Raw genomic sequence first — 16,180 nt, forward strand, 5'->3', positions numbered from 1 at the left:
TTGAGATTCATTTTCTTTTAATACAACAGAGCTACTAAAGTCATGCCCATCCGGCAATGTAAAGTAGTAGAATGGTTTTTGGTGAGGTTCACGACCAGCGTTAAATTGAATCTTCCAGTTAAACTCATAACCAGATTGTTCATTACCTGATACACGGTTTACCTGTACATAAACCCTGTTTCTAGTCCATGTAATTCTTTGAGGCCCTTGCATATTGTTATTGTTAATCGGGCTATTTTCAGCATTATTCGAGTTATATAAGAATGTCCCTACTTTATAATTATATCCATGATAATTTGCATCAGTAGTACTTGCCGATTGGAATCGTTTAACATCAGCATCTGTAATCATCCATGCTGTATAAGCATTCCCAAACTCCGTATTAGCTCCTTCTCTTGTGTTAGGAGCACGTTCTTCACGACGAAGAGTTACTTCAGATTCAGTAGCAGGAGAACTTTTCTCAACAATTTCTTCTTTATATTTTCTTGCTTCTTTTAATGTATTTAAGGCAGTATGATAGTCTTCTTCTGCTAATACACCATCTTCATGTGCACCTAGCGTCTCATTCAACTTATCATAGTTTGCTTTAATACCTGAAATCTTATCTGCTTCAATTCCATTCTTTTTAAGATATGTAATAATATCATGTAATTCTTCAGATAATTTATAGGTATCCGCTCCATTTTGATATTCAGGTTTTACTTCTTTTTCTGAATTGACTGAAATAGCAGTTTCTGCTTTTTCCTCAACTCTTTTAGAACGGCTTCTTCTACCTGTTGATAAATCTTCGTTTTTTGTTTCTTCACTCGTTACAGTTTCAGCTTTCTCTTTTTCTGCAACTTCCTTTTTGCCAACTGTTTCTTCATTAGATTTTGACTGAGCTTTTTCTTCTTTCAATCGTTTTAATGAGTCAATTGAATTTTGAACTAGGGATACTTGTTCATTCACACTTTCTTGCGTTGCTTCATTCTCATGCAAAATAGAGTCTGCTTTTTGATAGATTCGTTCTTGGTTTTCAACTGAACCTAATTTAGAAGCAGACACTTCTGTAATCAATGATTTCAACTCTGATAGTAATGATTGTAACTTTTCTTTTGAAACTACCTCTTTAGGAGTTTCTGTTTTCTTTTCTGTTTTACTAATTAATTCTGTATTAGTTCCTTGGCTTGTACCCAATTCACTAGCTAATACACTTGGACTTCCCATTAAAAATAATGTTGTCCCAATTAATACACTCGCTGCACCAAAATGATATTTTCGAATCGAAAAACGTTGTTTCATTCCGTACCAATCGAATGATTTTTTATGATGTTTTCTTTTCATAGTTTTCTCCTTTCACGTTCATAATAATTGCCAGGATTATATATACAATTTTTAAAATAAAAATTTCACAAAAAATAATATATCCAAGCACCTCATTTTACTATTTTTCTAGTAATTATTCAATAAAAAAATCACGTCAAAACCTTGATTTATCAACATTTGTTTTGAACTTCAAACCTTTTTAACCCCTTCTCATCTCCTAGTAACTCTATCACTATATTTTTATACAAAAAAATCTACCACAAACGATAAATTCACGGTAGATTTTAGGGTTTCAATAAACCACGAACTTATTCAAATTCTCTGGCAAATCTCAAGAGTTCCTTCACCGTTGATGGTTCCATTTGCGCATGTCCTGCCGCAGTAGAAAAGACTAATTCGGTATGTGGTAATTTTTGATGTAAGTCATATGCTCCACTCGGACGACAATCAACATCATATCTACCATGAACAATTTTAATTGGAATATCTTTTAATTTATCAGCATGATTAAGAATATAATTATCATCTTCTACAAAACAGCGATGATAGAAATAATGACATTCCATAATAGCAATCGCAAGCATGTCCTCATCTGATTCCTCGCCAATAGTTTCCCTTGGTAATAAGGTCACAATGCCGCCTTCCCATTTAGCCCATTGACGAGCAGCTTCTAAACGTATTGATGCATCGTCACTTGTCAATCGCTTATAATAAGCAGTAACTAAATCATCTTGTTCCTCAACTGGAATATGGTTCAAATATGGTACAAATTGATCTGGGAAGAAATCACTAGCTCCTTTTTGGTAAAGCCAATCAGTATCTTCTTGTCTTCCTAAGAAAATCCCTCGTAAAATTAATCCCTTAACTCTCTCTGGATATTGAATCGCATAATGAAGGGATAAAGTCGTTCCCCAACTTCCTCCGAAAACAAGCCATTGATCAATTTCTAACTTTTCACGGATTTTCTCCATATCCGAAACTAAATGTTGAGTTGTATTCTCCTCTAATGAAAGAAAAGGTAAACTTTTCCCACAACCACGTTGATCAAATTGAATCATACGGTAAACATCCGGATTAAACAATTGACGTGTTATCGGACTTGAACCTCCACCAGGACCACCGTGAACAATTATCACCGGCTTACCATTTGGATTTCCTGATTCCGTTACATATATTTGATGTATCGAGGAGACTTCTAAGTAAAACTCATTATACGGTTCAATTGGTGGAAATAGAGTTTCAGTTTCCATTATATCTCCCCCTCTTATAAGTGAGTTAATGCTACTCGGATAGCTTCATCATAATTCGGTTCGTCTGTCATTTCTTGAACGATTTCTTGATACACAATGGTTCCATTTTGGTCTAATACAAAAATCGAACGTTGGTCTACACTTAATTCAGGAACATAAATGCCATATGCTTCTCCAAATGTAAAATCAACATCGCATAACATTTCCATTGCAACATCATTTGCCGAACACCAATTTTTAAATTCATCTTTGTTATTTTTACTAATCGTCACTAATTGAATACTTGGATGTTCTTTCATTTTTTTATGGAAGGCTTTTGTTTGAATATCGCAAACTCGAGTATTAATATCTGGAACAACACTGATTAATGTTACTCTTCCAGCAAATGATTCCGGTGTTTTAATCTCTCCATGAATACATTCTAATGAGAAGTGAGGAGCTTTTTCTCCAACTATTGGTAACTCTCCTTTTAATTCATATGGGTTATTGTGTCGTGTAATAAACATATTTTATTCTCCTTTTTTTATTATATTTTTTATTATCATTTTCAATTCTGGTAATACTTCTTCTTCAAACCATGGATTTTTCTTCATCCACATGATATTTAAAGGAGAAGGATGTACCAATGGGAAATACTTTGGCAAGTATTCAGTATAACTTCTTACCGTTTCTGTTAAATTCTCTTTTTTCGTATCTTTTAAATAATAGTTTTGAGCATACAATCCAACTAATAAGATGCACTCAACTTGTTTTAATAACGGTAACACTAATGGATGCCATTTAGGGGCAAATCCTTTTCTAGGTGGTTTATCTCCACTTTTTCCTTTTCCTGGGTAATAGAAATCCATTGGAACGACTGCAAATAAACCTGACTCATAAAATAAAGATTCATCAACACCCAGCCATTCTCTTAAACGATCTCCACTTTTATCCCAGAAAAATTTACGACTTTCTTGAGCTTTTAATCCAGGTGCTTGACCAATAATTAAAATCTTAGCTGTTTCAGGAATCCAAAATAATGGTTCAATTCCTTGCTTAGTATAGAATTGATTTTCTTCATCCTGCATGATTTGTTCTTTTAATTGTTCAAAAGACAATCTCATCATCTCCAATTTCAACTGTTCACTTTAACGATAAATAATTATAGCTCTCAAATTTCTACTGTTACTTTAACGATGAACAAACATAACTCTCAATTTTCTACTGTTGCTTTATCGATGAACAAACATAGCATCTCCAAAACTAAAGAAACGATAACGTTCGCTAATCGCATGATGATAAGCTTCTAATGTAAAATCACGCCCTAAATAGGCACTTACTAACATCACTAATGTCGATTTTGGAAGATGAAAGTTCGTAATAAAAGCATCCACTACTTTAAATTCATATCCCGGGGAAATAAAAATATCTGTCCATCCACTACATGGAACAATTTCTCCATTATTAGCAGAACCTACTGTTTCTAATGTACGAATCGAAGTAGTCCCTACAGCAATGACTCGTTTTCCATTTTTCTTCGTTTCTGCAATGACCTCTGCTGTTTCTTTTGAAATATGATAATATTCCGAATGCATTTTATGGTCTTCTAAATGGTCAACAGAAACGGGTCTAAATGTTCCTAATCCAACATGTAACGTAATTGGAACAATTTGGATACCTTTTTGTTGAATTTTTTCCATTAATTCTTTTGTAAAATGTAAACCGGCTGTTGGTGCAGCTGCAGATCCATTTTCCTTCGCATAAACGGTTTGATAACGTTCTTGGTCTTCTAATCGTTCTTTGATATACGGTGGCAATGGCATTTCACCTAGCGATTCTAAAATCTCTAAAAACACCCCATCATATTGAAACTCGATGATTCTTCCACCTTGTTCTAATTCTTCTGTTACAGTTGCTTTTAATCGTCCATCACCAAACGATACAACTGTTCCTACCTTCATTCTTTTGGCTGGTTTTACAAGAGTTTCCCAGCAATCTCCATGCGTATTGTGCAATAGTAGCACTTCGATATGAGCACCTGTTCCCTCTTTTTCGCCGTATAATCTTGCTGGCAATACTCTTGTATTATTGACAACTAATGTATCGCCTTCTTCTAAATAATCAATAATTTCAGAAAAATGTTTATCTTCTACACTATGTTCTGTTTTATTAACGACTAGTAATCTTGAAGAAGTACGATCTTTCAAAGGTGTTTGAGCAATCAGTTCTTCTGGTAAATCAAAATCAAAATCTTGAGTTGTATAATTCATTCTTATTCCATCTTTCTATTCTAATATCTTCTGTTCAAATGAACATAAGCTTCTGGTGTCACCATTCTTCCTCTTGACGTTCGCTTAATAAATCCAATTTGTAATAAATATGGTTCATACATATCTTCGATTGTTTCAGCATCTTCAGAAATATTAGCAGCTATCGCTCCCAATCCGACTGGCCCACCATCATATAAATCAATCATGGCATTTAATAATTTACGGTCAATTGCATCTAATCCCTTTTCATCTACTTGAAGGACTTTAAGAGCTTTTTGCGTAATTTCTTTTGAAATGCCACCTTCTTCATAAACTTGAGAAAAATCACGGATACGTTTTAATAAACGATTGGCGATACGTGGTGTTCCTCTTGAACGAAGGGCAACTTCTCGAGCAGCTTCTTCATGGATTTCACTTTCAAATACGCTAGCTGTTCTCTTAACAATTTCTGTTAATGATTCCTCATCATAATATTCCATATGAGACACAATTCCAAAACGATCCCTTAACGGAGCAGATAATGCACCCGCACGAGTTGTCGCACCTACTAAAGTAAAAGGTGGTAATGGAAAATGAACAGGATGGGCTGTTGGCCCTTGTCCTACTACAATATCAACAAAGAAGTCTTCCATTGCAGAATAGAGCATTTCTTCTACTACACGAGGTAAGCGATGAATTTCATCGATAAACAAAACGTCTCCAGCATTTAAATCATTTAATAATGCGACTAAATCTCCAGGTCGTTCAATTGCGGGACCACTCGTTGTTTTAATTCCTACTTCTAATTCATTTGCAATGACCATCGCTAAAGTTGTCTTCCCTAATCCAGGTGGGCCATATAATAAGACATGATCCAAAGCTTCTTGCCTACTACGTGCTGCTTGAATATAAATGGATAACTCTTCTTTTACTTTTTGTTGACCAATATATTGTTGTAAATTTTGCGGTCGTAATGATAATTCCGTTGAAACTTCTTGTTCGTCTAACGGACTACCATCTACAAATCGATGTTCTTCCACACAATTCTTCCTTTCTATTTCATCAATAATTTAAAGGCAATGGATAATGCTTCTTGAGTTGTTTGAGGAGCTGCTGTTTCCAACTCTTTCCAAACTTTTGTAATTTCTTTTGCAGAATATCCTAATCCTAATAATGCTTCTCTTGCTTCTTCTAGATGTTTCATTCCAGTTGCAGTCTCTACTTCTGGAGCAGCTACTTCTTCCACTACAATATTCGTGAATTTCCCTTTTAAATCTAATACAATTTGTTGAGCAGTTTTTTTACCAACTCCAGGAAATTTTGTTAAATACGTAATATTGCCGGATTCTACAGCTTGGATAAAACCATTGACATCATCATTTGCTAAAATCGATACGGCACTTTTTGGTCCGATTCCAGAAACACTAATTAATTTTTGGAATAATTCTTTTTCCTCATCACTTAAAAAACCATACAATGTAATCGAATCTTCTCGAACGATTTGTTGAAGTTCTACTCGAATCACTTCATTCAACTTTGATTGGATACGATAAGGATTGGCAAACATAATTTGATATCCAATCCCATGGTTTTCTACGACAATATACGTTGGCTGAATAGCCACTAATTCTCCTTTAAGATATTCGTACATCTCTTACCTCCGTTTTATTTCATCCTATTAAGTGTATCACGAAAACGGCTTAAATTCTAATAATCTACTGGAAAAACTCTTCCCGTTCATTAACAATTTTAAAGAAAAAAATTTATGAGATTACCCATCATGAAAAATTTCGGAATTCATTGTAGGTGAAAAAACAACTACAATGATTAATCGTAGTTGTTCTTTTTCTATCGCTATTATACTGATACTATAGTTTTCTTGTTTCTATATTTACTTTTCAAAATCAGACGGACTTTCAACATTTAATTTAGCTTCTACTGATAATTTTCTAATAGACCACATCATATCATCCCAAGTGTATGATCTAGCATATTTAAATTTTTTCTGATAGGTAGTCCACATTTTTTTCATATCATTACTGGAACTCACTGCTTTTAATACATTTTCTGCATTTTCTAAAAGGAGTAAGCTTTCTCGTTTTTTTGCAGTTCTTTCTAACGCTAACGCAAATATATCATAATCTATCTTATGTAATTGTAATAGTAAATGAATATCATAGAAATCTCTCATTCTAGTATTGGTAATAGATCTTGAAATTACAGTTTCTAATTTTTCAGCTAATATAGTTTCAACAGGATAAGTCATAATTGGAATTGTTCTATCTTCAAACATCAATTTATAAGAATATGATATTTCTCCTGGAGTAATTACATCTCCCGTAGAAATATCAATCTTTAAAGGAATAACCGCTCCATCCATAATAGCTTCCATACTAAATCGGATTCCTGTATATTCCATTTCATCCATAATCTCTGATAATTTCTTGGTTCTAAATTTCACATTATCCTCTAAATATATGTCTGAAATTTCTGTAATCATACGCTTCATTTCAGTTATTGTTACTGGAATACCTTTAATGGTTGTATCAATATCCATTGTAGCTCTCGACTCTATTCCAACAAAAGCTGATACTAACATTCCTCCTTTTAGGATAAAACTGCCATTATATTTGGACTTAGATACCCTCTCTAAGAAACGTTCCATCATATACTTTCTAATCAACACATAAGGCTCAATTTCTACTTCTTTTGATAAATTTCGGATTAAATCTTTTAATTGCCTTGATGAATAAATCATTATAGTAACACCTCCAAATACTTGCTTAACACATTGTTAACTCGAAGTTTTTTTGCATAATCCATTAGAAGATGTAAATTTTTATTTTTACACTTGACGTATTGTTTCAATGCATCCTGAAAAACTTGAATTTCAATTTGCGAACGATTACGAATCATATCACAAATAGTACGTTCAGGATTATATATTAAAACTTCATTTCCAAAAGGGGTTTTTACTCTTTCAGTCCCAAGTTCAAAGAAATCTTTTTTGATAGCATATACTTTGATTCCCTCTTCTCTTAAATGAGTAGCATTATATCCACTTTTTACCGTAACGGTAAGCTGTAATGGCTCTTGATCTGTCATATCAAGTAAAAATAAGGCTGTATCGTGAGAAAAGATAATTTTTGGACACCGGATTTGCAACAAATACATCTTGTCTTTCCATATATCTGGAGAACAATAAACTCCCTTTGAAACTCGCTCATAATTATATTTCTCCACAAATTTTGCTAAAGTGGTTTTAGAAATACCTTTACTAACAACTTCTGATGTTCTTATAACTCCATTACTTACATTTGAAATTTCTTTAATTTGTTCAAATCGACCCACTCACTCACTTCCTTTCACGCTCTTATTATACATTATATAAGCGTGAAAGTAAAAATATTACATCAATCTTATACAAAATTCTAAAAGTAAAAACTCCAGTATTAACTTTTGTAGAAAAAATAAAACCACCTAATGATCATTAAGTGATTTTACAGTTATTATTCAATATTCTTTACAATCAAGAATACAGTCAAATACTAAAAATATTTTTCTTAACAATTGAGAGTTACAACAGTATCTTTACTCAATCATAAAACAATATTTCTTATAATATTAGCTCCTCTTTATTGATTGTTTTCTGTCTTGTTCCGCCGAATTTGCAATTGAGTCTGCCAGTCTTGCATTTGATCAATAAACTTTTTCCCCTTTAATCGAATTCCTACATATTCGTCCATTAATGAGTCACAAAGTCTTTTTAAATCAGTTTTTGTTTCAGTAGATAGACTCAATGATTGAATTTGTAAAGGTGATTTCATCGCAATAAGAAGTCTAGCTATATGCACTGCTTTTGGACTTAATTGTAATCTCTTTTCATCTGTATCATAGTGCCTTGAACATAATAATCCATGATGTTTCAACGAAATATCAAACGGTCCGACTGACTCTTCGCAAAAACAACACTGTTGCCATTGAAATGCCACTCCAAAATATTTTAACATTTTCAATTCAAAATAATGCATTAAAATAAATGGATCTAGATCATTTTCCACTGCACGAATGCAATTTTCTAATAAATCATACAACTCTGTATTCACGATTCGGTCTTCCATCACTGCATCCACCAATTGCATCATATACGTCATGACTGCTTGAACTTCAATTTGTTCATAAATACGTCGATGATTTTGTACTTCAAGACATTCCCTAATAAAGCTAAATCCATTTTGATGAATCGTTCCAATAAAAACAGCTCTTGTAAAGGGTAAGGTTGCTGCAGATAAAGGATGGGTCGATCGTTGTAAATTTCTTACAAAAAACATTTGCTTACCAAATTCTCGAGAGAAAATCTTAACAATCATATCGTGTTCTTTATATTCTTGTCGAAATAAAACAATGCCGGTAAACTTTTGAAAGTATTCCATAAAGTCACCTTAATCTTTATAGTCTGTTGTACGATAGCCAAAGTCTTGTAAATGACTCTTTTTCTTACGCCAATCTTTTTCTACTTTAACCCATAATTCTAAATAGACTTTATTTCCGAGTAATTGTTCGATATCTTTTCTCGCTCTCACGCCAATTTCTTTTAGTAATTTACCACCTTTACCGATGATAATTCCTTTTTGAGTTGGACGTTCCACAATAATATTGGCATAAACATGCACTTTATCAAACTCATCTTTTTGCATTTTATCTACAGTAACAGCTACTGAATGAGGAATTTCTTCTTTTGTTAAATGTAAGATTTTCTCACGAATTAATTCCGATACAACGAAATATTCTGGATGGTCTGTAATTTGATCACTTGGATAATATTGAGGTCCCTCTGGTAAATGATTCGTTAACGTTGTCATTAACTCTTGAACATTATTTCCTTGTAAAACTGAAATTGGAATAATTCCAGCAAATGGAATCGTCTCTTGATACGATTCAACTCGGTCTAACAATTCATCTGGAGAAATTAAATCAATTTTATTTAACACTAAAAATACAGGTGTTTTAATTTTCTTTAATTTCTCAATAATGAAGTCATCACCAGGACCTCTTTTTTCTGCAGCATTCACCATAAATAATACAGCATCCACTTCTTTTAATGCAGAATAAGCACTCTCCACCATGAAATTCCCTAGTTCATGCTTTGGTTTGTGAATTCCTGGAGTATCTAAAAAGACGATTTGACAATCTTTATTTGTATAAACCCCTTGAATTTTGTTACGTGTTGTTTGAGCTTTATCCGACATAATCGCAATTTTTTGACCTAATACATAATTCATAAAAGTAGATTTCCCTACATTTGGTCTACCAACAATTGCTACAAAACCTGATTTAAATTGTTTTGACATATGACTCTCCTTATAAAAATATTTGTAAAATCTTTGGAATAAAAATTCCAAAAGCCATTAAGAGAACAAAAATAGATCCCATTAATACAACGCCTGCTGCTACATCTTTTGCTTTTTTAGCGGCTAAATGATAATTGTGTTCTACCATTAAATCAACTAATTGTTCTACAACGGTATTTAACATTTCTAAAATAAACATTAAAAAGATACAAAATACAATCCAGTACCATTCAACTCTTTCGATGTTTAATAAAAATCCTAGTATTACTACTCCTATTGCAGCAACAACATCAAATCTAAAATTTCGTTCATCTTGAAATACGGTTTTAATACCGTTGATAGCATGTTGCAATGATTGTTTGAAATGGTGATTTTTTCCAACTTGTTTATGCATTTCTTGTTAAACCATAGGCTGTTAAAATTTCTGTTTGCAAGCCTGTCATTTCTTTTTCTTCTTCTTCTGTTTGATGATCATAACCATTTAAATGCAAGAAACCATGTAATGCTAAGAATCCTAATTCACGTTCCAAACTATGTCCATATTCTTCTGCCTGTTCCTTTGCACGATCCACTGAGATAATAATATCTCCAATAGAAGTCACAAAATTTTCATCTGAAGCCATAAAGTTTTTAATTGGATCCATATCTTCCTCTTCATCGTCAAGTGCAAAGCTAATAACATCCGTTACTTTATCAATATTCCTAAAATCTCGGTTAATCTCACGAATTCTTTCACTTGAAACAAATGAAATACAGCATTCACGATTTTCAGGATAATGTAAATAGTCGCTTGCAAATGACACGACATCTTCTACTAATTTTTGATATTCTTCTTTTACTACTTCGGTTTCGTCTATTAATTCAATAAACATAATATTTCCTTTCTACTTCGCTTCTTGTTTTTTGATTGTTGGATATTCAATTCTTGAATGGAATGTTCCATTTAAAGAAGTCACTATCATTTTTTCAACAATCGCAATTTCTTTCATCGTAATATCACACTCTACAAATTGTTCATCTTCCAATCGATTCATAATAATAGAATGAACTAACGCTTCTACTTTTTCCAAACTTGGTTCCTTCATCGCACGAGTTGCTGCTTCTGCACTATCCACGATATTAATAATCGCTGCCTCTTTTGTCTGAGGTTTTGGTCCTGGATAACGGAAATCTTCTTCTTTTACATCCGGATTATTTTTTAATGCTTCTGCATAAAAATATTTCATCAATGTTGTTCCATGATGCTGTGCACAAATATCAATGACTGATTGAGGCAATTGGTGTTGTTTTAAAATTTCTACCCCTTTTGTCACATGGTTAAAAATAATATGAACCGATTCTTCCGCACTTAACATTTTATGAGGTGATTCCATATTTCCAGGTAAGTTCTCAATAAAGAATAATGGATGCTCTAATTTTCCAATATCATGATAATAACAGGCTACTCTGGCTAATTGAGAGTCACCACCAATTGCTTCTACACAGTTGGCAGAAATATTTGCCACCATAAGACTATGGTGATACGTTCCTGGAGCTTGTGTGATCAAGTCTTTTAGCAATGGTTGATTTGGATTCGATAATTCAGCCCATAATAATACCGAACTATCTTCAAACACATACGATAAATAAGGCATTAATATCACTGGTAATAAGAATGATAAAAATCCACTTAATAGTAAAAATAAAAAGATAAACATTGTTTGTTGTGTTTGAAATTCATAATTACTGTAGAAAACAAATGGAATCCCTAATAATACAGGATAAAACAAATGCTTCATAAATCGTTTCAACCATATTTGATTTTTCCAAATTTCCTCATGAATAATTCCAATCCATGCAATAATGGAAAGAAAGACGGTTGTTAATATTAAGTGTAAAATATTCGTTGTCTGAGAAAAATAATACCATGAAAATATTGGCATTAATACGATTGACACAATTGTTAATCGTAAACTCTTTGTTAAACGATATAGGAGATAAACAAATCCTGATATTGGGAAGACTAATCCAATATGTTCTACACCTTTCTGTTGTACTAGTGCTAAAATTTTTAACACGAATACTCCAGAAACAAAAACCAATGCAAATACTGACATTACAGTCACCGTATCGCTTGATAATGCAATCGTTTGACGATAATAAACTGCTAGAAAAACTACTATTGCAAAAAGAAACACTATATAACTCAATAATTCATGGTAATTAGGCTTACTATTACTTAAGCCAAACAATTCCAACAAACGAATATCTTGATCCGAAATCACATGCCCTTCTTGAACAAGAACTTGACCTTGCAAAATTTTCACAGGATTTACAGCTGCCTTAGCCACTTCTTTTGCCTTTTGAGTCGCTTCCTTATCTACGACATTATTGACAATGACTGACACAGTGACTAATTGCCCTAATAAATCTCTTTCCGTATCAGAAAAGTCACTATAGAATAAAGTTTTCTTCGCTTCTTCTTGCGCTTTTGTAACCGTACTTTCACTAATCGCATTTTTCATTTGAGTTTCAACAACTGATTTTAACGTCTTCTCATAAGAAGCCAACTGTTCATTATTAGCTTGTAATAATTGAGAAATATATTTATCCGGAATAAAAATCGCAAACTCTCGAATAGACTGATTCTCTTTTTCAAGAGATTTCTTAAAATATTGAACTCTTTCTTGAGTCGTTGCTACTCTTGTCACAGATTCTTCAGAAGAATTACTTTGATCTGTTTTAATAATTTCTGCGGATGCTTTGGATGCAACTGACTTAATCGCTTGGAAAAATTGCTGAATATTTGTCAATTGCTTTGTCATACGTTCTTGGTCAAACACTAATACATCGCTAACAGCATCCATTGCTATTTGTTGATTTTTTTCTGTTTGAGCTTTATCTTCCAAAGTTCTTGGTGCTCGAATTGTTTCTTTAGCAACTTGATTTAATTCAACAGTATAAGTCGTTGGTTTAACACTACTATACCCAATCGCTAATAATGCGATGAATGTTAAAAAAAGAAGCAAGGGCAAATAGAAAATGCCCAAAACTTCCTGAAATTTTCGCAGTTTCTGTCTCATTTTTCATTTACTCCTTACTTATTCACCTTGTTCTGAATAGGCATCAATAATACTTGACACTAATGGATGACGAACGACATCAAATGCATCAAATTCCACAAAAGAAATGCCACTAATGCCTTTTAGTTTATTTTCAGCATCCACTAAACCACTCATATGACTTCCCTTTGGTAAGTCTACTTGCGTTTTATCACCATTAATAATCATTTTCGAACCAAATCCTAAACGAGTTAGGAACATTTTCATTTGAGCTCTTGTTGTATTTTGTGCTTCATCTAAAATAATAAATGCTTCTTCTAATGTACGTCCACGCATATACGCAAGGGGAGCTACTTCAATGACTCCACGTTCCAATAAACGATTGGTATGTTCAACTCCATAAATGGCATATAACGCATCATAAATCGGACGTAAATATGGATCGACCTTTTCTTTTAAATCCCCTGGTAAAAATCCTAAATTTTCCCCTGCTTCAACCGCTGGTCGTGTTAAAATAATTTTCTTCACTTGACCTTTTTTCAAAGCTTGAACCGCCATTACAACTGCGACGAAAGTTTTACCAGTTCCTGCAGGTCCAATACCAAACACCATATCCGTTTTCTTAATCGCATGAATATATTGTTGTTGTCCAAATGTTTTTGCACGAATCGGTTTACCAGAAAATGTTCGACCAATTTCCTCATTGTATAAATTTAAGAAATAATCTAATGTCCCTCTTTTCGCCATTTTAATGGCTGTGACGATATCTGTTTGAGAGATTGAAATACCACGGGCTATTAATTCCTGTAGTTGTTCTAATAACACTATCGTTTGTTTTACAGACTCTTCTTCACCGGAAATTAACAATTGTTCTTCACGATGAGTAATGAGTGTTTCAAACGTTTCTTCCAATAATCTCAAATGTTGATCCTGTGAACCAAATAATTGAACGAGTTGTGGATGATCTTGGATTTCTAACGCTTGTTTATAGTTTTGTTCTACCACACTGTTAACCTCCATTTACTGTATGTAGCACCATTATAGCATATTTTTGACAGTTCTTACTATGAATTTAGTGTGATTTGATTATTGTCTTATAGAACACAAAAAAGCCACAAAAAAACTTGTGACTCCTTGCCGGCTGAACCTCAGCCCTTCATTAAGATTACTGTAATCCTAGCATTAAACATTTTTTTGCGCATGAATCATGCTTAGTAAAAAAACGTCCCAACAATTTGGGACGTTCTCTAGTCGGTTTATTTTGGTGTCTGCCACCCACTTGACCCTTATATTCAAGTTTAATTTCGGATTTTTTGGTGTCCGCCACCCGCTTGACCCTTATGTTCAAGTTTAATATTAGATTGACCATGAGCCGACCGCTCATCTTTGATTCAATTTTAGCTTTCTAATCGTTATTTTTCAAGCATATTATCTTAGACTCATTTACACTGTGACCTTTTTAGACAAAATTTATTCCGAAAATGAAATCTTCTTCTCGTTCATTCTGAAATTAATAAAAGTCTGTTTAAACCATTATTATCCTAAATGAGCTTTTACTTGTTCTTTAATGACATTGCCGTCTGCTTTTCCTTTTAATTCTTGCATAACAGCTCCCATTAATTTACCGAATTCTTTTTGAGTTGTTACACCAATTTTTTCAGCTACTGTTGCAATCACTTCTTTTACTTCTTCTACTGATAATTGTTTTGGTAAGTAACGTTCTACAATTTCAATTTCAGCTTCAGTTTTTGCAACTAATTCATCACGACCTGCTTTAACAAATTCTGCTAATGATTCACGACGTTGTTTTGCTTCACGTGCTAAAATCGTTAATTCTTCTTCAGCATTTAATTCTTCTTTTTTATCGATTTCTGCTGCTTGAACAGCTGTTTTAATCATTCTTAATACTGCTAAAGTTTCTTTATCTTTTGCTTTCATAGCAGTTTTAATATCATTATTCAATGTTTCTTTTAAACTCATGATTTTCACTCCTTAAAAATACGAAAAAGACTGAGACGTAAATCCCAGCCTTTACTTAGTCATATGATACACAGAGTTGACTAGAACTTACGTTTACGAGCTGCCTCTGATTTTTTCTTACGTCTTACACTTGGTTTTTCATAAAACTCACGTTTACGAGCCTCTTGTAAAGTACCAGTTTTTGAAACAGTACGTTTGAAGCGACGAAGAGCATCATCAAGTGATTCGTTTTTACGAACAACTGTTTTTGACATATCCTATTCCCTCCCTCCGAGCATTAAAAGTAACTGTTTTCTTTTGAATAGAATAACCAAACAAACGAAATGTCCTTTTTTTATTATAGAAAAGGTTTGCTCAATTGTCAATTAGATAGTCTAAAAATTTTACCGAAAAAATTCAATTTTGACTCTATTTTAAGAAGCTGTATGGGCACATTTTTCACATAATCCAAACACTTCAAATCGGTGCGAATGTACTTCACAACCCTCCAATTGTGTCTCAAAATAAGTCATTGGACAAAACTCAATTTCTTTCGTTCTTCCACATTTTTCACAAATAAAATGATGATGATGTCCCTCATGACTACAACCAAAACGGAATAATTTTTCACCATTCCATTCCGTTGTTTCTAAAATACCTAAATCCGTAAAATCATATAAATTACGATAAATGGTATCATAACTCATATTTGGAAAATCTGCTTCTAATAGTTGTTGTACTTGCTTAGCAGATAAATAGCGATCTTCATGACTAAAAATTTCAATAATTTTTTCTCGTTTACTCGTATATTTGAAGCCTGCCTGTTTTAATAATTGAATCGCCTGCTCAATTTGTCCATGATGACAATGGCAGTGATGATGTTGTTTTTCACTTTTACTTGAATGTTGGTGTTTTTCTTCATGTTTGTGGCAACAATCGTGTTCATGATGAGTATGCTCTTCTCCATGGTGATGGCAACATTCTTTTTTGTGATTTTCTTTATAGTGACAACATTCGTGTTCGTGATTGTGTGGCATAAAACTTCC

General features: G+C 33.1%; 18 protein-coding genes. All 18 read right to left on the reverse strand.

Annotation, left to right across the window (positions count from 1 at the left end; genetic code table 11):
* Positions 1-1,323 (reverse strand): YSIRK-type signal peptide-containing protein (locus RWM24_RS04765; protein WP_314112079.1); only part of this gene is annotated, 1,323 nt, incomplete at its 3' end.
* Between the two features lie 290 nt (positions 1,324-1,613).
* Positions 1,614-2,555, reverse strand: a complete 942-nt coding sequence (gene pip / locus RWM24_RS04770; RefSeq protein WP_314112081.1) for a prolyl aminopeptidase — start codon at positions 2,553-2,555, stop codon at positions 1,614-1,616.
* A gap of 14 nt (positions 2,556-2,569) precedes the next feature.
* Positions 2,570-3,061 carry a peroxiredoxin gene (locus tag RWM24_RS04775; protein WP_314112083.1) on the reverse strand — a complete coding sequence of 164 codons (492 nt, stop codon included), beginning with the start codon at positions 3,059-3,061 and terminating at the stop codon, positions 2,570-2,572.
* A 3-nt stretch (positions 3,062-3,064) separates the two neighbouring features.
* Complete coding sequence (locus RWM24_RS04780) at positions 3,065-3,652, reverse strand: uracil-DNA glycosylase family protein (protein ID WP_399539367.1); 588 nt, start codon at positions 3,650-3,652, stop codon at positions 3,065-3,067.
* A 114-nt stretch (positions 3,653-3,766) separates the two neighbouring features.
* Positions 3,767-4,804 (reverse strand): tRNA preQ1(34) S-adenosylmethionine ribosyltransferase-isomerase QueA, encoded by a 1,038-nt coding sequence (gene queA / locus RWM24_RS04785; protein WP_314112087.1) that lies wholly within the window; start codon positions 4,802-4,804, stop codon positions 3,767-3,769.
* A gap of 20 nt (positions 4,805-4,824) precedes the next feature.
* The gene (gene ruvB / locus RWM24_RS04790) at positions 4,825-5,823 is read right to left on the reverse strand and encodes a Holliday junction branch migration DNA helicase RuvB (protein ID WP_314112089.1); all 999 of its coding nucleotides are present in this window, start codon (positions 5,821-5,823) and stop codon (positions 4,825-4,827) included.
* A 14-nt stretch (positions 5,824-5,837) separates the two neighbouring features.
* On the reverse strand, positions 5,838-6,434 hold the full coding sequence (gene ruvA, locus RWM24_RS04795; protein WP_314112091.1) for a Holliday junction branch migration protein RuvA: 597 nt from the start codon (positions 6,432-6,434) through the stop codon (positions 5,838-5,840).
* Positions 6,435-6,674: 240 nt separating this feature from the next.
* Positions 6,675-7,541 (reverse strand): nucleotidyl transferase AbiEii/AbiGii toxin family protein, encoded by an 867-nt coding sequence (locus RWM24_RS04800; RefSeq protein ID WP_314112093.1) that lies wholly within the window; start codon positions 7,539-7,541, stop codon positions 6,675-6,677.
* Positions 7,541-8,134, reverse strand: a complete 594-nt coding sequence (locus RWM24_RS04805) for a type IV toxin-antitoxin system AbiEi family antitoxin domain-containing protein (protein WP_314112095.1) — start codon at positions 8,132-8,134, stop codon at positions 7,541-7,543. The genes RWM24_RS04800 and RWM24_RS04805 overlap by 1 nt, the downstream gene beginning before the upstream one ends.
* A 284-nt stretch (positions 8,135-8,418) precedes the next feature.
* Positions 8,419-9,216 carry a DNA repair protein RecO gene (gene recO, locus RWM24_RS04810; protein WP_314112097.1) on the reverse strand — a complete coding sequence of 266 codons (798 nt, stop codon included), beginning with the start codon at positions 9,214-9,216 and terminating at the stop codon, positions 8,419-8,421.
* A gap of 9 nt (positions 9,217-9,225) precedes the next feature.
* Positions 9,226-10,134 (reverse strand): GTPase Era, encoded by a 909-nt coding sequence (gene era / locus RWM24_RS04815; protein ID WP_314112099.1) that lies wholly within the window; start codon positions 10,132-10,134, stop codon positions 9,226-9,228.
* A gap of 10 nt (positions 10,135-10,144) precedes the next feature.
* The gene (locus RWM24_RS04820) at positions 10,145-10,528 is read right to left on the reverse strand and encodes a diacylglycerol kinase family protein (RefSeq protein WP_314112101.1); all 384 of its coding nucleotides are present in this window, start codon (positions 10,526-10,528) and stop codon (positions 10,145-10,147) included.
* Positions 10,521-11,006 carry an rRNA maturation RNase YbeY gene (gene ybeY, locus RWM24_RS04825; RefSeq protein WP_314112102.1) on the reverse strand — a complete coding sequence of 162 codons (486 nt, stop codon included), beginning with the start codon at positions 11,004-11,006 and terminating at the stop codon, positions 10,521-10,523. The genes RWM24_RS04820 and ybeY overlap by 8 nt, the downstream gene beginning before the upstream one ends.
* A gap of 12 nt (positions 11,007-11,018) precedes the next feature.
* Positions 11,019-13,196, reverse strand: a complete 2,178-nt coding sequence (locus RWM24_RS04830) for an HDIG domain-containing metalloprotein (protein WP_314112104.1) — start codon at positions 13,194-13,196, stop codon at positions 11,019-11,021.
* A gap of 18 nt (positions 13,197-13,214) precedes the next feature.
* A complete protein-coding gene (locus tag RWM24_RS04835; protein WP_314112105.1) occupies positions 13,215-14,195 on the reverse strand; it encodes a PhoH family protein in 981 nt (326 codons plus the stop codon).
* A 516-nt stretch (positions 14,196-14,711) separates the two neighbouring features.
* A complete protein-coding gene (locus RWM24_RS04840) occupies positions 14,712-15,155 on the reverse strand; it encodes a GatB/YqeY domain-containing protein (RefSeq protein WP_314112107.1) in 444 nt (147 codons plus the stop codon).
* An 80-nt stretch (positions 15,156-15,235) separates the two neighbouring features.
* Positions 15,236-15,409 carry a 30S ribosomal protein S21 gene (rpsU, locus tag RWM24_RS04845; protein ID WP_005605651.1) on the reverse strand — a complete coding sequence of 58 codons (174 nt, stop codon included), beginning with the start codon at positions 15,407-15,409 and terminating at the stop codon, positions 15,236-15,238.
* Positions 15,410-15,568: 159 nt separating this feature from the next.
* Positions 15,569-16,171, reverse strand: coding sequence for a Fur family transcriptional regulator (locus RWM24_RS04850; RefSeq protein ID WP_314112109.1), 603 nt, complete (start codon positions 16,169-16,171; stop codon positions 15,569-15,571).
* Positions 16,172-16,180 lie beyond the last annotated feature (9 nt).

It is taken from the genome of uncultured Granulicatella sp., from assembly GCF_963516875.1.
Taxonomy (GTDB): domain Bacteria; phylum Bacillota; class Bacilli; order Lactobacillales; family Aerococcaceae; genus Granulicatella.